Raw genomic sequence first — 19021 nt, forward strand, 5'->3', positions numbered from 1 at the left:
CACCTTTCTAATTGACACGCTTTCCATTGTGACCGAAGGGCGTCTGAGCGTGAAGCGCAAACTTTGAGGGCGCATACCTTCCATCCATCATGCGCTCGATGAGTCCCTCGAGCTCGAGTGAGCCCAGGAGTTTGAGCACGCCGACGGCATCGAGGGAGACGAGCGCGGCAATGTCATCGACCTTGAGCGGCGAGGCAATGAGCGCGTGCATCACGGCCTGCTGCGTGGGGTCCAGATCGGCGATACCGGGCGCATCGGGACGCGAATAGCGCAGGGTGCCGTAAATTCGCGAGATGGCCATCTCAATAGACTCCTCGTCAACAATGCAGCAGGCCCCGTTGGCGATGAGGTAGTTGGTCCCACGCGACTCTGGTGACAAAATGGAGCCAGGTACCGCGAGCAGTTCGCGCCCCAGGTCCATGGCGGCCTCCGCTGTCGAGAACGTGCCCGAGGGCATGCCGGCCTCCGACACGAACAGCGCCTGCGAAAGCGCGGCAATCACCCGGTTACGCCGCGGAAAGGCAAACTTGCGTGGCCCCATACCCCAAGGCGAGATGGACACGACCGCGCCGCCCGTATCGATCGTGCGCGCGATCAGCCCTGCACTCGAGCGCGGGTAAACCACGTCGGCGCCCGTACCCAACACCACGACGTGCCTGCCACCAGCGTTGACCGCGGCCCAACCCGAGGCCTGGTCGCAGCCGACCGCACCGCCCGAGACCACCGTCACCCCCGCCTCGACCGCAACTTTCGCGGCCAGCTCTGCCACGGCAAGGCCGTACGGCGAGGCCTTGCGAGCGCCGATGATGGAGAGCGCGGGCGTCGACAGTGCGGCGGGGTCGCCACGCACATAAAGCGTCTGGGGTACATCAGAGAGCTCCAAAACGGTATCTGGATACAACGCATCACCGGGATGCAGCTCAAAAGTCTCCTCGGGCATTACTGGTCCCTCCTCCCCTGGTACATCGCCGCCTCGAGCACGTGGTCTTGGGTTACCCGCTCACTTTCGGCAACATCGGCAATCGTGCGCGCGATACGCACCAAGCGCACGATGCCGCGACCGGTAAGATGCGTGCGCCTCGACAGGCCGAGCACGCACTTTTCCGCTGCCCCATCGAGCGCAAAGGTCGAAACGACGCCGTCGATGGAACGTGACTCATCGTCCTCGGCCTCGGCATCTGCATCGTCCAAACGGGACTCACGCCAGGCACGAAATGCCCGACCCCGCACAACATAGTCACGTAGTTCAGCTGACGACATACCCTCGGCACCCTCGATAATTACCTGCGGGTCGGGTCGGGTCACGTCAATCATAAGGTCAATACGATCGGCCAAGGGACCACGTAGCTTAGACCGATAGCGCTCAACCATCGAAGCCGAGCAGCGGCACGGTACCTCGCGATCGCCCAAAAAGCCGCAGGGACAGGGATTGCTCGCGGCAAGCAGCTGGAACCGCGAGGGAAACGTGAAAGCCCCATCGACGCGTACGATCTTGACGTAGCCGCGCTCTATGGGCTGACGGAGTGTCTGCAGCACGCTGTTGGGAAACTCGGCAAGCTCGTCTAAAAAGAGCACGCCGCCGTGCGCTAGGCTAATCTCGCCCGGGTGCACCGGCCGACCGCCGCCAATAAGGCCCGCAGTCGAAATGCTGTGGTGGGGGCTACGGAACGGCCGGTGTCCCGCCAGCAAACCATCGATGTTCTCGCCCAAGACCGAATGGATGCACAGCGCCTCTTGCTGATCCTCGAGAGAAAGCTCGGGCAAGATACCCGTCATGCGGCGTGCGAGCATGGTCTTGCCCGAACCCGGCGAGCCAATCATAAGCAGGCCGAGCTCCCCCGCCGCCGCGAGCGCAATGCCGCGCTTGGCAACCTCCTGCCCCAGCACATCGGCATAATCAAGTTCTGGCTCAAACGACGCCTCGACACCCTCGGAATCCAGATAATGCCGAGCCGCCTCGCCCATACCGCGGGCAAGCTGAGACAGATGGTCGATAAAGCCACAGTCCACACCGGCAAGCGGCACATGTTGATCCGACCTTCCTGCAATAAAGGACAGGCCCATATCACGCGCCAACAACTGAAACGCAACCTCGCCTTTTACGGGCAGCACGCTACCATCCAGCCCGAGCTCACCGGCAATAAGGCAATGGTCTAGATGGTCGCGGGGAATCTGCCCATCGGCCGCCAGTACCGCGATGGCAATCGGCAGGTCAAAACCACTGCCCGTTTTACGGATGTCGCCCGGAGCCAAGTTGACGGTAATGCCCGCTCGTGGAATCTCAAATCCCGCCGAGCGCATTGCGCAGCGTATGCGGCCACGCGACTCCATCACCTCCATACTTGGAATGCCAAGCATTTGGATACCCGGAATACCGCCGGCAAGCGAGACCTCGACCGTGACGGGAATCGCCTCGACGCCACGAATGCATGCAGCGTGGACGGCAAAGGTGTCAAACGCCATCACGATACCTGCCAATCGAATGCGTTGTATTGATGCTCAATCTCCGCAATATGACCGCCGCGGATAGTAACGCCCACCGCGTCGAAGCGAATCGCCTTAAGGGGATAGTGATCCATAAGGTAACAACTCGCGATACGGCGGTAGCGACGCTGCTTTTGGGCGTCCACCGCCTCCTCGGGAAAGATCCGCGTGTTGCAATCTAGGGCGACGCGCCTTGTCTTGATCTCAGCCATCACCACGACATCATCAAGTTCATCAAGCAGTACCAGATCGGCCTCACCCTCGGGACACCGGTAGCCCTGTTCCAAGAGGGCATAACCGCGCTCGCGAAAGTAATCGATTGCAATAAGCTCGCCCAGCATGCCCAGTTCTCGAGGACTGAGGCCCTTAATGAACCCAGGCGTAATCGACGCGCAATCAATCTCCCCGCTCTCCCAAAGCTCTTTGAGCTGTTGCGTCTTGCTCTTTGCACTTGCGGCGCACATGGGGTCTCCTTTCCCGCGCACGATATTGACCCGATCATGAGGCCGCCTTTCTTGCGGGTAAGTACCAAAAGAAAACCAAAGACCAACCAAAAACAAACAAAAAAGGGACCGCATGCAACAATTGCGTTGCATGCGGTCCCCACCAGCTGGTTTATAAAATCCCAGAAGTCCCTGTCTCCATATTTGCCTTAAAAAAGACGCTCCGTCTGCAAAAAATTTCCGCAGAAGCTCACACGATGCAACGGAGAAAGGCCATGTTTACGAATAGCCTCAATATGCTCGGGGCTCGCATAGCCCTTTGACTCAGCAAGATGATATTCGGGATACTCGGCATCGTACTCGACCATCATCTCGTCGCGCGTGACCTTGGCCATAATGGAAGCAGCGGCGATGCAGGCGATTTTGGCATCGCCCTTCACCACATCGCGCTCGTTGGGGACGGCGCCCAAGGGGTTACCGTCCATAAGCACGCAATCGGGCTCGAGCCCCGTATCGGCCACCGCACCCGCGACGGCAGCGCGGATGGCGCGGGCCATGCCCATCTCATCGATGTCCGCAGGCGCGATATGGCAAAAACCAATGGCCGTAGCCACCTCGGCAATCTGCACCGAGAGCAGCTCACGACGGGCAGGCGTGAGCTTTTTGGAATCGTTAATGCCCCAAACGCGCGGCTCCATGGGAAGGCAGACAGCGCAGACCGTCAACGGGCCGGCGACAGAGCCGCGCCCCACCTCGTCAACACCAACGACCACGCCATCGCCGCCGAGCTCATGCATAAGCTCGTACATGCCGTTGACGCGCTCGCGCTCGGAAAGTTCCTTGGCATGGCGCTTAAGTGCGCGGTCGCAAGCCTTGATCACCTGCTGGCGCGGATCCTCGCGATAGTGCTCCACGAGGGCGGGAATCTCCTCGAACGTGGCACTCGCCAGCTCGCCGGCAACCTGCGATGCCGAAATCGAGCTCGTCATATTGGCCATACCAGGCCCTCCTTGCATGGAAATCAGATAAAAAGAAGGGCCACCCGAAGGTGACCCTTGTGTCCAAACGAGTGGACAGACGCTGCGATCTTCTTAGCGCTTCTCGGGGATGCGAGCAGCCTTGCCCACCTTGTCGCGGAGGTAGTACAGCTTGGCGCGACGGACGCGACCATGACGGACGACCTCGAGCTTGGCGATCTTGGGGCTGTGAAGCGGGAAGGTACGCTCAACACCGACACCGAAGGAAATCTTGCGGACGGTGAAGGTCTCACGGGCACCGGCGCCGGCCATGCGGATGACGTCACCCTGGAAAACCTGGATGCGCTCGCGGTCGCCTTCCTTAATGCGGTAGTGAACCTTGACGTTGTCGGCAACGCGGACCTGCGGGATGTCCTCGCGGATCTGCTGACGCTCGATTGCGCGGATGTAATCCATGTGCAATTCCTTACTCTTCTAGAGGTGCCGTACCACCTTGGCCGGCACGTAGTTGAACAAACGTATTCGAGTATACACGCCACGACCTTGGCTGCAAGAACTATTTTGCCCGTGCGCAAAAAGACAAAAACACGCACTCTTTCTGCACTTATGCGCCGTCCGCAGCATCAGTCGTCGGCGTCGTCACGGTCGTTCCGGGCGCGATATAACCGTATTCGAGCAGCACCGAAAGCGCATGCTGCTTCCAGGTGGCAAGCTCTTCGTCATTATAGTTGTCATGAGCCCATTCGTTCATCGCGTCCTCGGCGTCTTGGGGCACCAGGTCCTGGCTGTCCGCCATCAGGTACAGGATGCCTAAGATGTCGAAGTCCTGCTTGGTCATCTCTTCCTTGTTTGATGTGCCGATGAGGCCGTGATCGATACCGTAGCGGCAGATATCGGTCAAAACGGTAACGAGGCCCGTAGGAATCGGCGAGGCATCTTTTGCGGCAGCGGGCGCGGTGTCGTCAGTCACTGCAGTGGCATCGTCGCTCGCCGGAGCAGAATCGGCCGCGTTCGCATCGGAAGCCGCCTGCTCTCCCTGGGCAGGAGCCGCGCTATCCGTCGTTGCCGAAGAATCCCCCGAAGAAACGGACGTAACGCTCACCGGTGTCTCGACCACGGTCGTCATCGGGTCGACCGGTGCGGGTGCGGCGATGACCTCGGCCCAATCGGAATACACGCCGTCAATAAAGGCGCGAACATGGAAGGTGCCCGGTTGCGAGATGGTCATCGTGCCGTCCGTCGCGACCGAAATGCCCTTGCTCTCGAGCTCCTGGGCCTCCCAGCTGCAGACCCTATCGACTTCCTTGCCCGTCGTGTCATAGACCGTAGCCGTTAGGCCGTCGATGCCGTTGAGATTCTCCTCGACTCCGACGACGGTCTGTGCCGAGCCCTCGAGCTTGATGCTGCCGTTAAACGACTCGGGCGCCACGTCGCTTACCTTATATTTGTAGGCGGCGGCGTCGATCTCGTCATTGGTCGAAACATGCCCGTTCACGTCCACATAGGTGTCCTCGGGGATAAAGTACTTTACGTAGGCGGTGCCGGCCTTTTTACCCACCACGACTTGCTCGTGGGTGACAGGGTCGGTCTGGATCTCGATGACGTCGGACTTGCATTTCTTGCCGTTTTTATCGACCACGCGCCAGTCGCCCGACGACTTCACAAAGCCGTAATAGTCAACATCGTCCTCGTCCCTTGCACGCACGCGATAGGAAGAGATGGGGTCTTCGTCTCCCACCGTAAGCCTTCGGGTCTTATCGGTCTGCAGCGATACGAGAATCTTGGAAATGGGCTTAATGGGCTGCGGCGTGCCCAACTGGGTATCGACCGTCACCGACTCGAACGACAGATTGGAACCCGTAATGGACATGGGGTAGGTGGCTGCCATGTCGTTGAGCACATTGCACGTGCGCGGGGCGCCGCCGTTGCGCGATGGCACCTCGCGATCGGCCAGGACAGAATTCCAATCGATGGCGCGCACCATGTGGTTGTTGGTGCGATACGACCAGCTCGTAACGTTTCCGGCGGTGGTATCGTAGCCGTCGTCGCCACGATGGGCGATTGAGCGCAGGAACAGGTTCTGCACGGCGTCGGTCGACTGATCGCCAAAGGTGGTGTAGAACGAGCGCTGGTCATAACCGGCGGTATGGAACTCCTGCACGGCGGCGTTGTCGTCGTAGCACTCGCCGTTCATGTTAAAGATAATCACGTCGAACGTCACGCCCACCGGCTGGTCATAGTCCTCGGACAGCGTCGTAGTAGAACTCGTCTGCTTGCTATTGACCTGCGTGTGCGCAGGGATCGTCATATCGACGGTGACCGACTGATTGTCCGTTGTGGTGATAGACTGTTCCTCGGTCTTGCTCGCCTCCCACAACTGGGACATCGTGGCTTCGGCCGAAAACGAGGTCTCGATCTCCTCGCTCGCTGTTGCGGGCACGCCCAGCGACTCCTTGAGGCTCACCGATGCGCCCCACGAGCCGCCTTTGGAATACGATGCGGATTCAGAAGTGCTCGTGCCGACCGTCTCCTCGGTACCGCGGGCGAGTGTGATGCTCTGCGAGGCGTCCTCATAGCCGACGTTAAGAGCCGAGGTAACGAGCTCCTGCTCAGTCTTAGAATCGACAAAGGAATAGCCCGGCGCGTCCTCGGGCGCGCAGTTAAGCTTGTTCATGCTGTTGAGCTGCTGAACTCTAAAGTTATAGAACGCGATGCCAAAGCCATTGAAATCATACTGATAGGTGCCGCCGAGCTTGTCGACACAAGCAATGGTGGCATAGATGACGTCCTGCTCAGTCGTGTCTTTCGACAGTCCGTCGAGCGGCACGTTTTCACGGAAATCGGAGCCCTTCAGCTTGTGACCGATACAGCCGGCGATATCGTCGGTCAAGCGATCGTAGACAGCTTTGAGGCTTTTTGCCGATGTCAGACCACTCTGTTTCGATTTGTCGGCGCCGTCGGAATGCTCACCGTTGCCGCCCGAAAGCGCATCATACAGATAGATGTAGTGACCCTTACCGAAGTCCTTCTCAAAGCCCTTGCCGGCGTGGTCCCAGTACAAAAAGTCCCCGGAGTCGTCGCCTCCACCATAGCCAAGGATGTTATAGGCTAGCGATGCCCAGTTGGGCAACACCTTTTTGACGGCGGCCGTATAGAACGAGACGTTGTCGTACATCGAGGTACGGCCCTCGAGCTTGCCGTCATCGATATCTACAAACGTGCAGTCGCGATCGTTGACCGTAATGGTGAGCGGGTTGACCACGTCGCCATAAAGCTCGTCGCGCGATTCATCCTGAAGGGCAAAACCGGCCGTCGGCATCCCGCAAAGTGCCGTGACCGCAACGACCACCCAGCACAGGGTCATCTGTGCTCCCCGACGCGCTCGTTGCAAATACCTGGTGAGGTTTTTCATCGCAGTCCTCCCGTCAGTTGCCAATGTATTGAACCAACAGAATCAATATAAAACGCCGCCGCGTCCACAGGGAGCGCGGCGGCGCGAAGGGGGGCGTAAGAGGCGCAAATGGAACGCGACTCAGTTAGGCGGAACGCTTGGCATCGAGCTTGGCCTGGGCGGCAGCCAGTCGTGCGAGGGGCACGCGATAGGGCGAGCAGGACACGTAGTCCACATCGGCCACGTTGAACAGGCCCTTGATGGACTTGGGGTCGCCGCCGTGCTCGCCGCACACGCCAAAGTGCATGTCGGGGTTGGCGGCGCGACCCTTCTCGACTGCCATACGCACCAGCTCGAGCACCGCCGCGTCGATGGTCTCGAAGGGATTATCCTTCAGGATCTTCTTGTGCATGTACAGCGGGATGAACTTGGCCTCGGCGTCGTCGCGCGAGAAGCCGAAGGTTGTCTGGGTGAGGTCGTTGGTGCCAAAGCAGAAGAAGTCGGCATGGTGGGCGATCTCGTCGGCGACCATGCAGGCGCGCGGCAGCTCGAGCATCGTGCCCACGGGAATATTGAGCTCGACGCCCTCCTCGGCGGATACCTCGGCGATCACGCGCTCGATGACCTCGCGGGTCTGGACATGCTCGGCTGTGATGGAAACGAGCGGGACCATGATCTCGGGGCGCGGGTCGACGCCCTCCTTGATAAGGCGGGCGGCAGCCGTGGCGACGGCGCGAACCTGCATGAGCGGCAGATCGCCAAAGACAACGGACAGGCGCACACCGCGCAAGCCGAGCATCGGGTTGGACTCAACCATGCCGTCGATTCGACGCAGGCGGGCACGCAGCGTGGCAAGCTCTTCCTCGCTGGCGCCGGCGGCTTCCTTCTTGGTGATGGCGACCTCGAGCTCGCGAGGATTATCCAGGAACTCATGCAGCGGCGGATCGAGCAGGCGAACGACCACATCGCGACCGGACATGGTCTTAAACATCGCCAGAAAGTCCTCGGTCTGAACCTTGAGCAGGTCGGCCAGGGCCTGCTGCCTTACGGCCTCGTCGTCGGACAGGATAAAGCTCTGGATGATGTTCTTGCGGTCGCCCAGGAACATGTGCTCGGTGCGGCACAGGCCGATGGCCTCGGCGCCAAACTCGAGTGCGAGCGCGGCATCCTCGGGGTTGTCGGCGTTGACGCGCACGTGGTTGGCGTGACCGTCGGTCTCGTCCAGGCGAATCTCGTCTGCCCAGGACAGAATGGTGTCCAGGTCGCCGGTGAGCTCGGCGGAGACCAGATCGACGGCGCCATCGACGACGATACCCTGAGTGCCGTCGATGGAGATGATGTCGCCCTCGTGCAGCACGCGGTCGCTGCCCTCGATGCGCACGACCTTCTCGGCGGCGTCAATATGGAAGCGCTCGACACCGCAGACGCAGGGCGTACCCATACCGCGGGCGATAACGGCGGCATGGCTCGTCTTGCCGCCGTGGCTGGTAAGGATGCCCTCGGCAGCGACCATGCCCTTCAAGTCATCGGGGTTGGTCTCCCAGCGAACCAGAATGACCTTGTGGCCCTCGTTGGCGCGCGCGACGGCATCGTCGCTCGAGAACACGACCTCGCCTACGGCGGCGCCGGGGCTGGCGTTGAGGCCGCAGGCCAGGGCCTCGTACTTCTTGGAGGAGTCGAACTGCGGATGCAGAAGCTGGTCGAGCTGCGCCGGATCGATGCGACTCACGGCCTCCTCGCGGGTGATGAGGCCCTCCTCGACCATCTCGATAGCGATGCGCAGCGCGGCGGTAGCGGTGCGCTTGCCCACGCGGGTCTGAAGCATCCAAAGTTTACCCTGCTCGATGGTGAATTCGATATCGCACATATCGCGGTAATGATCCTCGAGCGTCAGGAAAACGCGCTCGAGCTCCTCACCAGCGGACTCGAGACCCGGGGTGGTCTTGAGGTCGGCGATGGGCTCAGTGTTGCGGATGCCGGCGACGACGTCCTCACCCTGGGCGTTAACCAAAAAGTCACCGTAGAACTCCTTGGTGCCATCGGCCGGATTGCGCGTAAAGGCGACGCCGGTCGCAGAGGTCTCGCCTTTGTTGCCAAAAGCCATGGCCTGGACGTTGACGGCGGTACCGAGCTCGTCGGAAATGCCATGCTGTTTGCGGTAGATGCAGGCGCGCTCGTTCATCCAGCTGCCAAAGACGGCCTGGATGGCAAGGCGCAGCTGGAGCTCCGGATCGTGCGGGAAGACGGGCTTGCCGTCGACAACCTCGAGCTCGGGATACAGGGCAGCCTCAACGTTCTCGGAGAAGATGCCCTTGAAGGTCTCGACGAGCTCCTGCAGGTCCTCGGCCGAAAGCTCGGAATCGACGCGAACGCCGGCGACCAAGCGAGCCTGGGTCAGGGCGTTCTCAAACAAGTCGGCATCGACACCCATAACGACGTTGGAGAACATCTGGATAAAGCGGCGGTAGCTATCCCAGGCAAAACGCGGGTTTTGCGTCTGGGTAATGAGGCCCAGAACGGAGTCGTCGTTAAGGCCCAAGTTGAGGACCGTGTCCATCATGCCGGGCATGGAGAACGGAGCACCCGAGCGAACCGACACGAGCAGCGGGTCGGATGCGTCACCAAGCTTCTTGCCGCAGCGGGCCTCGAGATCGGCCTCGGCGGCAACGATCTCATCGAGTGCGCCTTCGGGCCACACGTTGCCGGCGCCGGAGTACTCGACACAGGTTTGGCAGGTAATGGTAAAGCCACCGGGAACCGGCAGGCCGATGCGGCTCATCTCGGCAAGATTTGCACCCTTGCCGCCAAGCACGAAGTTCATGGACTTGTCGCCCTCAGTGACACAAGCGCCCTGGGCGTCGGTTCCAAAACGGTAAACCCTCTTGCAATCGCTCACGATACTCCCCTTCCATGCGCTGTCGCGCACGACCGTGGTAACGAATCGACCCGCCGGATGCGAGCCGTGAGGGTACTATACGGCGGGTATTGGAAGTGCTTGCGTAGAGGGTGCGAGGTTTGGTAAACGTGGTAAAACTGACGGTAAACGGTAGATAAAGGTGGTTACCTTATGAAGATACCAGTGTAGGAGACGTGCAGGTTAACTGAAAGAACTTTGCTAAATCGCTTTACCATAAGTAGCTAATTTGGGACGGGGCTTTTTTAGCTACCCCGTCGGCAATCGGCCAAAAAGCTCGCGACCTCAGCCGGGGTAGCTAAAAAAGCCCCGTCCCAAATTAGCTACTTTTGTTGAGCGCGGCGAGCGGCACGACGGGCTCGAGCTTCTTGGATTTCCTCCAAATGACCGATGATCTCGGATGCACTCTCCTCAATCGCCTTACCGTCGGTACGCACCACAAAGCAGCCTAGGCGCTTCATGAGGGCACGGGCTTCCTCAAGCTCGCTGCGCACACTCTCGGGCTCGGCATAGGAGCCGGCGACGGCGCGGGCGTAGTCATCGCCCAAGCGGCTGTCGCGAATCTCAGAAATTACGTCAACGGTCGAAATCAGGCCGAACAGGCGCATCGGGTCGACCTCGTAAATCGACTTCGGCGGCTCCATGCCGTGCGCCAGCGGAACGTTTGCGACCTTGTAACCCTGATAGGCCAAATACATCGACAGCGGCGTTTTGGACGTACGCGACACGCCCAGCAGCACGATATCGGCCCCCGAAAGGTCGTCGCAACCGCGCCCGTCGTCGTGCTCAACGAAATACTCCATAGCCTCAATGCGGTGGAAATAGCGGTCATCCGTTTTGTGGATAACGCCCGCAACGCCCTTGGGCGGCACACCGATGAGCGACGACAGCACGGCAAGGGTCGGACCGATCAGGTCGACAGAGCGAATATGCAGCATACCCAGGTAATCGAGCACGCGGGCGCGAAGCGCCGGATCGACGATAGTGTGGAACACGGCGATATCACGATGGTCCGCATCGACGCGCGGGCCCACAAACGACTTGACCTGCTCCACCGAGTTCACTTTGGGCAAGCGCAAGAGACGAAAAGCCCCTTCATCAAATTGCCCGGACGCCGCAAGCACCACCTCACAAGCGGTATCACCGAGCGAGTCGGAGATAACGATAACGGTGGGACGAGCGGTGACCGGGCAATCCATGCGGGGCTCCTTTTGCGCTTATGCGCAGGCTGGCTTACTTTTTGCGGGCAAGCTCACCGATGTTGGCGATGCCAGAGAAAACGGCCTCGAAGCGGTTGAGCAGCTTAAGGCGATTATCGCGGAGCTGCTCGTCCTTGTCCATGACCATAACCTCGTCGAAGAAGCGGTCGATGGGGGCACGCAGGGCGGCAAGGGCGGCAAATGCGGCCGGATAATCCTCGGCAGCAAGGGCGCCATCGACAGCGGTCTGAGCAGCCTCGGAGGCATCGGCAAGCGCGAGCTCGGCCTCACCCATCAGACTGCGATCGTACTCCATACCCAGCTCGGGCTTGGAGATGTGCGCGGCGCGGGCATAGGCAGTAGCCAGGTTGTCGAAGGTCTCGGCATCGTTCTTACGAGCCTCGTCGAGCGCGGCGCAGCGGGCGAAGAAGACGGACGGAGCGATGATGTGCACCGCGGAGACGGCGGCGACGGTATCCGCCGGAATCTTCTCGTCGCGGGCCATGCTCACCAGACGGCCGTGGAAGAATTCACGGACCTGCTGGGCGACCTCGGCGGCGTCGAACTCGATGCCCTGCTCGCTATAGAGCTCAAGGGCAAAGTCGATGAGCGTCGTGGGGTCGATCGGCAGACGATCGCGCAGGATGTTGATAATGCCGATAGCGGCGCGACGCAGCGCGTACGGGTCGGAAGAGCCGGTCGGGGGCTCACCGATGGCAAAGATACCGGCAATGGTATCGAGCTTGTCGGCACAGGCCACGATGCAGCCAGCGGTGCCCTCGGGCAGCTCATCGCCGGCAAAGCGGGGACGATAGTGATCGCGAATGGCGTGGGCGACCTCGTCGTTCTCCCCCATCGCAGTCGCGTAATAGCCACCCATCACGCCCTGCTGGCTCGTAAACTCGACGACGGCGTTGGAAACCAGGTCGGCCTTGCACAGGTGCGCGGCGCGAGCGGCATCGGCAGCGAGGTGGGCGCCCAGATGGGCCTCGCGGGCAATAGCGAGCGCGAGCTGCTCAATGCGCTCGGACTTGGCGAGCACGCTGCCGAGCTTCTCCTGGAAGGCAACCTTGGCCAGACGCTCACGGAACTCGTCGAGGGAGATCTTCAGGTCCTCCTCGTAGAAGAACTTGGCATCGTCCAGACGGGCGCGCACGACGCGCTCGTTGCCGTCGATCACACGATCGGCATTCTCGGGCTTGCTGTTGGAGACGACCACGAACTCACGCGTGAGCTTGCCCTCGCCGTCATAGATCGGGAAGTAGCGCTGGTTGGTGAGCATGGACTCGCAGATGATCTCGTGCGGGACCTTGAGGAACTCCTCGTCGAAGGTACCGACGAGCACCGTCGGCCACTCGCAGAGGTTAATGACCTCCTCGAAGACCTTCTTGGGCGTGTCGACATGGCAGCCAGGGCGAGCGGCCTCGACCTCGGCAATACCGGCAAGGATGGCCTCGCGACGACGCTCGGCAGAAAGCACGCCGGCGTCCTCGAGCACCTGCTCGTAGACGGCGGGGCTGGCGACAACATGGTCACCGGCGCCCAGCACGCGATGTCCGCGCGTGGTATTGCCGCTCGTCACATCGGCAAACGTCACGGGCACAACGTCCTCGCCCAGAAGGCAGCAGATCCAACGGACCGGACGCACAAACGTAGCGTGCTCGTGGCCCCAGCGCTGGCTGCGGTAGTTGGGCCACTGCAGGCCTGCAATCGTCTTCTCGCACAGGGCCGTCAGAATAGGGGTAGCCGGCACGGAGGGAATGTTCTTCTCGGCGAATACGTACTCGCGACCGTCGGTATCCTCACGACGGATCAGGTCCTCGGCAGCCACACCGCACTTGCGGGCGAAGCCCTGGGCGGCCTTGGTGGCGTTGCCGTCGGCATCGAAGGCAATGTTTGCCGCAGGGCCGCGCTTGACCTCGTGGACCTCATCGGTCGCGGTGGCGACGTTGGTCACGAGCGCAGCCAGACGACGCGGGCTCGAGATCACGCGGACCTCGCCATGGGCCAGGCCGGCCTCGTCGAGGCCCTTGGCGATCATATCGCCAAGCTGCTTGACGGCATTGTTCAGCGGTGCGGAGGGCATTTCCTCCGTACCGATCTCAAACAGGAAATCCTTAGCGTCTGCCATGGCTTACGCCACCTCGCCTTCCTGGTCGGCATTCTCGTTAACTCCGGCGACCTCGGCCATATAGGCCTCGCAGCACGCCTTGGCGACGGCGCGGACGCGCAGGATGTAGTTGGCGCGCTCGACTGCGGACAGGGCGCCGCGGGCATCGAGCAGGTTGAAGGCATGGCTGCACTTCATGACGCAGTCGTATGCGGGCAGCGGCAGCTTGCGCTCCAGACAGGAGTGGCACTCGGACTCGTAGTCGTCAAACTTCTGACGCATCATCTCGACGTTAGCGACCTCAAAATTGTAGGCACTAAACTCGCGCTCGTTCTCCAGGAACACGTCGCCATAGGTCATGGGCGTGCCGTCGGGCAGATAGCTCCACACCAGGTCGTAGACGGAGTTGACGCCCTGGGCGTACATTGCGATGCGCTCCAGGCCGTAGGTGATCTCGACGGGCACGGGGTCGACCTCGATGCCGCCCACCTGCTGGAAGTACGTAAACTGCGTGACCTCCATGCCGTTGAGCCAAACCTCCCAGCCAAGGCCCCAGGCACCGAGCGTCGGGCTCTCCCAGTCGTCCTCGACAAAGCGGACGTCATGGTCGTTGGGGTCCAGGCCAATGGCGGCTAGAGACCCCAGGTAAAGCTCCTGGGCGTTGACCGGCGAGGGCTTGATGAGCACCTGGAACTGATAGTAGTGCTGCATGCGGTTGGGGTTCTCGCCGTAGCGGCCGTCGGCGGGACGGCGGCAGGGCTGCGCATAGCAGGTGCGCCACTCGGCAGGACCGAGCGAGCGCAGCGTGGTCGCGGTATGGAAGGTACCGGCACCGACCTCGGAGTCATAGGGCTGCATAATGACGCAGCCCTGCTCGCCCCAGTACTGCTGGAGGCGCAGGATGATGTCTTGGAAGGAAAGCGATGAAGCGTTCATGCCTCTAATATCCCCTCGTCGAAACGATTACACGGTTAGGTACTGTACTATAGCGGTTTTTAGTCGATAGCGCCCAGACGGTTGAGCGGCCAGTAACGCACGAGCGCCACGGCGATCAGGTCCGAACGGTCGACCGGGCCAAAGTAGCGTGAGTCGGCTGAGTTCTCGCGGTTGTCGCCCATCACCCACACGCAGTCGTCTGGGACGGTGTAGGGATAGCTCACCTGAGCACCAGGCGCCTGGACCGACAGTGGCCAGCTCATGCCCGTCGTATAGTCCTCGTCGAGCGCTTGGCCGTCAACGACCACCTTGCCGTCCTGCAGGTCGACCGTCTGGCCGGCCGTAGCGATGACCCGCTTGACGAGCACATCGTGCTCAGAGGTGCCATCGGGGTTGTGGAACACCACAATATCGCCCTGTTTGACAGGCTGGCCGAGCTCAAGCGTCACCTTTTGCGCCAGGATCTGGTCGCCAATCTCGATCGTGGACTCCATGGAACCGGTGGGCACCACAAAGGGCTCGACCACAAACGAGCGAATCAAGAAGGTGGCGACGAGCGCAATCGCGACGACCACGACCCACTCAAACACACCCTTTAGTATGGAATGCTGCGACGGAACCATTCTCACTCCTCGCTCTGCGAATACGAAGCGTCCAAAATCTCCTGCGCGTACGCACGCTCCTGGGGCGTAAGGCGCGCCGTCTCGATCAGATCGGGACGCCAGCGACAGGTGCGTTCGATGGCGTTCTTGCGACGCCAGGCATCGACCTTGGCGTGGTCACCACTTACAAGCACGGGAGGCACGCCCTCGCCGTTAAACTCGGCAGGACGGGTGTACTGCGCGTACTCGAGCAGCCCACCGTCCTCGGCGGTCGAGAATGATTCGTCAACGTTGCTCATCTCGTCACCAAGCGCGCCGGGAATCAGACGCACGACGGCGTCAGCAACGACCATAGCCGGCAGCTCGCCGCCCGTGAGCACATAGTCGCCGATCGACAGGCGCTCGTCGGCATAGGCATACGCGCGCTCATCGACACCCTCGTAACGGCTGCACACAAACAGCAGGCGCTCGCTTTGGAGCAGGCGCTCGGCTACATGCTGCGTAAAAGGCTCACCGCAGGGCGTAAAGAACACCACGGTGGGCTTGGGGCCCTCAGAGCTGATGGCCTCGATGGCCTCAGCGATGGGCTCGACCTTCATAAGCATGCCCTGACCGCCGCCGTACGGCTCGTCATCGACGGTACGATGGCGATCGTGCGTCCAGTCGCGCAGGTTATACGCCTTAAAATCAAAAAGGCCGGCCTTGCGGGCGCGGCCCAAGATCGATGTGGACATGACGGGTTCAAACATCTCGGGAAAGACCGAAAGGGTCTCGATCAGCATGTTGTCCTCCCTACTTGTCCATATCGATCAAGCCGTCCATAACGTGGACGGATATTGCTCCCCGATCGGGAAGATCGAGCACAACTTGCTCGATCACGGGAATCAGCACCTCGCCATACCGATCACCCTCGACAACCCAAACGTCGTTGGCGGGCGTCGACATAATCTCAACGATCGTTCCGAGCGACCCAAAGCGCTCGTCAACCACCTCGCGACCCATAAGGTCGGTATAGGCGGCATCGAGTGAATCGAGTTCAAAGTCATCACGGTTCGCCAGAACGAAACAACCCGTGATGCCCTCGGCGGCCGTCAAGTCGTCAATGCCCTCAAACGAAACCAAATCGCCATCGCCCGTATCGGTAACGGATGTAACCGTGCAAAAGCGGTCACGCTTGAGCGCCGGTGGCGTCAGGGCGACACGCATACCCGGCTCCAATACAGAAGGAAGCCCCCGCAGCGGCTGCGCGAGGACCTCCCCCTTCCTTCCATGCGGCTTAACCACACGGGCGATGTTTTTGTACTGGGACCTCAAGGTCCTAGCCCAGAACCTCTACCTCGACGGAAGTGTCGAGGCGAGCGGCCAGTGCACGGGCGAGCGTGCGAATGGCCTTGATGGTACGGCCGCGACGGCCAATGACCTTAGCTACGTCATCCTCGGCGACCGAAACCTCAATAGTTGAGGCATCGTCGCCATCGATAACTTCCAGGCTCACGGAATCCGGGTCGTCGACGATCTGAACAACGAGATATTCGACGAGATCGGCGATGCGATCTGAGAGCATTGCCTCACCCTCGAGCTGTGCAGCGTCAACCTCAGGCACGATTTACTCCTCGGCGCCCTCAGCGGCCTCAGCGGCAGCCTTAGCGGCCTCGGCCTCTTTGGCGAGCTGCTTCTTGGACTTCTTGACGACGGTCTCGGTCTTCTCGCCCTCGTTGGCGGCCTTGACCAGGGCGGCGACAGCGTCGGTGAGCTGAGCGCCCTTGGACTGCCAGTCAGCAATCTTCTCGAGATCGAGGTTGATGGTCTTGGGGGCGGTCATCGGGTTGTAGCGGCCAACCTCCTCGATGATACGACCGTCACGCGGGGCGCGGGAATCGGCGACGACGACACGGTAGTACGGACGCTTCTTAGCGCCGTGACGAGCAAGGCGAATCTTGACTGCCAAAGGAAACTCCTCCAACCAAGCAGCTTTAGGCTGCAACTACAAACAAACAGTTGAACATAATACGCCATCGACGCGGGCAGGTGAAGTCCGTGAGACCAACTTCTTCGGTGTAGTCGAAGGCAAATCCATATCTTAGACAAGAATTCGCGATTTGCAAGCACATCCACGCACCCCACATGAGCTGCGCGGTATACTCATGCCATGAAAAGATGCGAACATACATACGGTTATGAGGATACTGCGGGCGTCACGCCGCCGCCCTGGACGGGTCCGGCGGTGGGTCTGATGGATCTCGATGCGTTTTTTGCGAGCGTGGAGATGCTCGATCATCCCGAGTGGCGCGGCAAGCCGCTTATCGTGGGCGGAGACGCCGAATCGCGCGGCGTCGTCTCCACCTGCTCATACGAGGCACGCCGCTTTGGCGTGCACTCCGCCATGCCCTCGGCCGAGGCGCGCCGCCTATGTCCGCAGGCCATTTGGACACACGGGCATTTCGATCGCTACCAAGAGGTCAGCGCACAGGTCATGAATATTCTTGCCGACGAGACACCACGCGTTGAGCGCGTGTCCATCGACGAGGCCTTTATCGACATCACGCCGGGCCGCTTTGCGCCCGAGGACCCACTGCTCGTCGTACGACGCATCAGCGATCGCGTGGCGGCACTGGGGGTGACCTGCTCCATCGGCGTCGGTTGCAACAAAACGGTAGCCAAGATTGCAAGCGAGCAAGACAAGCCGTTTGGGCTTACGGTCGTACGCCCGGGAACTGAGCAGCGTTTTCTGTCACCGTTACCTGTTTCTGCCATGAGCGGTATCGGGCGCTCGGCCGAGGAGCGGCTGCGCCGCATGCGGATTTACACGCTGGGCGAGCTGTCGCGCACACCGGAATCCACGCTGTCTGCGATTTTTGGCGTTAACGGCGAGCGCATGCGCCAGCGTGCGTTGGGGCTCGAGGTTTCCGAAGTCACGAGCCTCGATGAAGAGCGTGAGGTCAAGTCGGTAAGCAATGAGCGCACCTTTGCGAAAGATTTGACCGAGCGCGGGGACATCGAAGCGGCGATTGCATTATTGGGCGAATCCGTCGGACGTCGCCTGCGCCGCCAGGGACTTACCGGCGCCACGGTGACGCTCAAACTTAAGTACTCGTACGGCAGCGGTCGCTCGGCACAGCGACGACTCCCCCATCCCACCGACGACGAGAACATCTTTGTGGCGGTAGCGATCGAGTTGCTCGACAACATCTGGCAGGAAGGAATGCATGTACGCCTTGCCGGCATAGGCATGAGTGACTTCAATCATCAAGGCGGCATACAGACCGACCTGTTTTGCGAAGTCGACGACCGCGGAGCCCAATCCAGCGACCGCCGTGACCTCTCCGTCGCCATCGACGCAGTCCGAGACAAGTTCGGCGACACCGCCCTATCCTTCGGCCGCCAATCACGCTTCTCCTCCCACTAAGTAGTCAATTTGGGACGGGGCTTTTTTAGCTACTTTAGATTGTCAGGGTAGTACGGGGTAGCTAATTTGAACTGCCTCCCATTTCTTGGACACGAGAAATGGGAGGCTTTTTATGCGAGTCGACTTGAGGGTGAAGCACGACATCGAGGCCAGGAAGGCGGCGATCGGGCTCTTCGAGCGAGGCCACGGTTCCGAGTCGGCGGCGAAGGCGCTGTCGGTCCCGCGCGACACCGTGAGACAATGGCTCTACGTATACCGGTCGTTCGGAAGCGAGGTGCTGCTATCCATGGACGGCAAGCAGACCAGGTACACATACGAGCAGAAGGTCGCCGCCGCCTCCGCCGTCGTCGACGGCGGCATGAGCAAGCGGGACGCCATGGAGGCGTTCGGGGTCATGTCCTTGGCGCCGCTCAAGAGATGGTGCGCGCTCTACCGCGAGGGCGGCGCCGAGGCGCTCAGGCCCAGGCCCAAGGGCCGGCCAAGCGGTTCCAAGGCGAGGCCGCGCACGCGCGAGCAGGAGCTCGAAGAGCGCTGCCGAAGGCTCGAGACCGAGGTGGCC

Annotated in this window: 17 protein-coding genes; 2 read left to right on the top strand and 15 right to left on the bottom strand. The window is 60.9% G+C overall.

Going from position 1 to position 19021, the window contains the following annotated elements; genetic code table 11:
* Window positions 1-7: 7 nt before the first annotated feature.
* The 15 genes from ACTM86_RS02965 to rpsP form a co-directional block, all read right to left on the bottom strand.
* Window positions 8-940, bottom strand: a complete 933-nt coding sequence (locus ACTM86_RS02965) for a DNA-processing protein DprA (protein WP_441015515.1) — start codon at window positions 938-940, stop codon at window positions 8-10.
* Window positions 940-2463 carry a YifB family Mg chelatase-like AAA ATPase gene (locus ACTM86_RS02970; protein ID WP_427717565.1) on the bottom strand — a complete coding sequence of 508 codons (1524 nt, stop codon included), beginning with the start codon at window positions 2461-2463 and terminating at the stop codon, window positions 940-942. Before ACTM86_RS02970 ends, ACTM86_RS02965 begins: the two co-directional genes overlap by 1 nt.
* Entirely contained in the window at window positions 2463-2948 is a 486-nt protein-coding gene (locus ACTM86_RS02975) for a YraN family protein (RefSeq protein ID WP_441015517.1), read from the bottom strand. The genes ACTM86_RS02970 and ACTM86_RS02975 overlap by 1 nt, the downstream gene beginning before the upstream one ends.
* Window positions 2949-3136: 188 nt before the next feature.
* Entirely contained in the window at window positions 3137-3925 is a 789-nt protein-coding gene (locus ACTM86_RS02980; RefSeq protein ID WP_441015519.1) for a ribonuclease HII, read from the bottom strand.
* Window positions 3926-4018: 93 nt separating this feature from the next.
* Complete coding sequence (gene rplS / locus ACTM86_RS02985; RefSeq protein WP_117583231.1) at window positions 4019-4360, bottom strand: 50S ribosomal protein L19; 342 nt, start codon at window positions 4358-4360, stop codon at window positions 4019-4021.
* A gap of 148 nt (window positions 4361-4508) precedes the next feature.
* Window positions 4509-7268 carry a hypothetical protein gene (locus ACTM86_RS02990; protein ID WP_441015521.1) on the bottom strand — a complete coding sequence of 920 codons (2760 nt, stop codon included), beginning with the start codon at window positions 7266-7268 and terminating at the stop codon, window positions 4509-4511.
* Window positions 7269-7440: 172 nt separating this feature from the next.
* Window positions 7441-10191, bottom strand: coding sequence for a pyruvate, phosphate dikinase (gene ppdK, locus ACTM86_RS02995; protein WP_441015523.1), 2751 nt, complete (start codon window positions 10189-10191; stop codon window positions 7441-7443).
* Between the two features lie 341 nt (window positions 10192-10532).
* On the bottom strand, window positions 10533-11408 hold the full coding sequence (locus ACTM86_RS03000) for a pyruvate, water dikinase regulatory protein (RefSeq protein ID WP_154516238.1): 876 nt from the start codon (window positions 11406-11408) through the stop codon (window positions 10533-10535).
* Window positions 11409-11442: 34 nt separating this feature from the next.
* Window positions 11443-13539 (bottom strand): glycine--tRNA ligase subunit beta, encoded by a 2097-nt coding sequence (glyS, locus tag ACTM86_RS03005; protein ID WP_441015525.1) that lies wholly within the window; start codon window positions 13537-13539, stop codon window positions 11443-11445.
* A 3-nt stretch (window positions 13540-13542) separates the two neighbouring features.
* Window positions 13543-14454, bottom strand: a complete 912-nt coding sequence (locus ACTM86_RS03010) for a glycine--tRNA ligase subunit alpha (RefSeq protein ID WP_441015527.1) — start codon at window positions 14452-14454, stop codon at window positions 13543-13545.
* A gap of 59 nt (window positions 14455-14513) precedes the next feature.
* Window positions 14514-15077, bottom strand: a complete 564-nt coding sequence (gene lepB / locus ACTM86_RS03015) for a signal peptidase I (RefSeq protein WP_441015529.1) — start codon at window positions 15075-15077, stop codon at window positions 14514-14516.
* Window positions 15078-15079: 2 nt separating this feature from the next.
* Complete coding sequence (gene trmD, locus ACTM86_RS03020) at window positions 15080-15838, bottom strand: tRNA (guanosine(37)-N1)-methyltransferase TrmD (RefSeq protein ID WP_154516229.1); 759 nt, start codon at window positions 15836-15838, stop codon at window positions 15080-15082.
* A gap of 10 nt (window positions 15839-15848) precedes the next feature.
* On the bottom strand, window positions 15849-16340 hold the full coding sequence (gene rimM, locus ACTM86_RS03025; protein WP_427717603.1) for a ribosome maturation factor RimM: 492 nt from the start codon (window positions 16338-16340) through the stop codon (window positions 15849-15851).
* Window positions 16341-16374: 34 nt separating this feature from the next.
* Window positions 16375-16620 carry a KH domain-containing protein gene (locus ACTM86_RS03030; RefSeq protein ID WP_154516529.1) on the bottom strand — a complete coding sequence of 82 codons (246 nt, stop codon included), beginning with the start codon at window positions 16618-16620 and terminating at the stop codon, window positions 16375-16377.
* Between the two features lie 42 nt (window positions 16621-16662).
* Entirely contained in the window at window positions 16663-17004 is a 342-nt protein-coding gene (rpsP, locus tag ACTM86_RS03035) for a 30S ribosomal protein S16 (RefSeq protein ID WP_022094749.1), read from the bottom strand.
* Window positions 17005-17205: 201 nt separating this feature from the next.
* Here rpsP and dinB point away from each other — a divergent pair, with 201 nt between their 5' ends.
* Together dinB and ACTM86_RS03045 are read left to right on the top strand one after the other, a co-directional pair.
* Window positions 17206-18462, top strand: a complete 1257-nt coding sequence (gene dinB / locus ACTM86_RS03040) for a DNA polymerase IV (RefSeq protein WP_441015531.1) — start codon at window positions 17206-17208, stop codon at window positions 18460-18462.
* 112 nt (window positions 18463-18574) lie between these two features.
* A partial coding sequence (locus ACTM86_RS03045; RefSeq protein ID WP_441053298.1) for a helix-turn-helix domain-containing protein occupies window positions 18575-19021 on the top strand: 447 nt, incomplete at its 3' end.

This window comes from Collinsella sp. HCP3S3_E11 (assembly GCF_052067375.1).
GTDB lineage: Bacteria > Actinomycetota > Coriobacteriia > Coriobacteriales > Coriobacteriaceae > Collinsella.

Coding starts and splice junctions, on each gene's coding strand:
- ACTM86_RS02965 (WP_441015515.1), bottom strand. CDS start 940: ATGCCCGAGGAGACTTTTGAGCTGCATCCCGGTGATGCGTTGTATCCA.
- ACTM86_RS02970 (WP_427717565.1), bottom strand. CDS start 2,463: ATGGCGTTTGACACCTTTGCCGTCCACGCTGCATGCATTCGTGGCGTC.
- ACTM86_RS02975 (WP_441015517.1), bottom strand. CDS start 2,948: ATGTGCGCCGCAAGTGCAAAGAGCAAGACGCAACAGCTCAAAGAGCTT.
- ACTM86_RS02980 (WP_441015519.1), bottom strand. CDS start 3,925: ATGGCCAATATGACGAGCTCGATTTCGGCATCGCAGGTTGCCGGCGAG.
- rplS (WP_117583231.1), bottom strand. CDS start 4,360: ATGGATTACATCCGCGCAATCGAGCGTCAGCAGATCCGCGAGGACATC.
- ACTM86_RS02990 (WP_441015521.1), bottom strand. CDS start 7,268: ATGACCCTGTGCTGGGTGGTCGTTGCGGTCACGGCACTTTGCGGGATG.
- ACTM86_RS03000 (WP_154516238.1), bottom strand. CDS start 11,408: ATGGATTGCCCGGTCACCGCTCGTCCCACCGTTATCGTTATCTCCGAC.
- glyS (WP_441015525.1), bottom strand. CDS start 13,539: ATGGCAGACGCTAAGGATTTCCTGTTTGAGATCGGTACGGAGGAAATG.
- ACTM86_RS03010 (WP_441015527.1), bottom strand. CDS start 14,454: ATGAACGCTTCATCGCTTTCCTTCCAAGACATCATCCTGCGCCTCCAG.
- lepB (WP_441015529.1), bottom strand. CDS start 15,077: ATGGTTCCGTCGCAGCATTCCATACTAAAGGGTGTGTTTGAGTGGGTC.
- trmD (WP_154516229.1), bottom strand. CDS start 15,838: ATGCTGATCGAGACCCTTTCGGTCTTTCCCGAGATGTTTGAACCCGTC.
- ACTM86_RS03030 (WP_154516529.1), bottom strand. CDS start 16,620: ATGCTCTCAGATCGCATCGCCGATCTCGTCGAATATCTCGTTGTTCAG.
- dinB (WP_441015531.1), top strand. CDS start 17,206: ATGAAAAGATGCGAACATACATACGGTTATGAGGATACTGCGGGCGTC.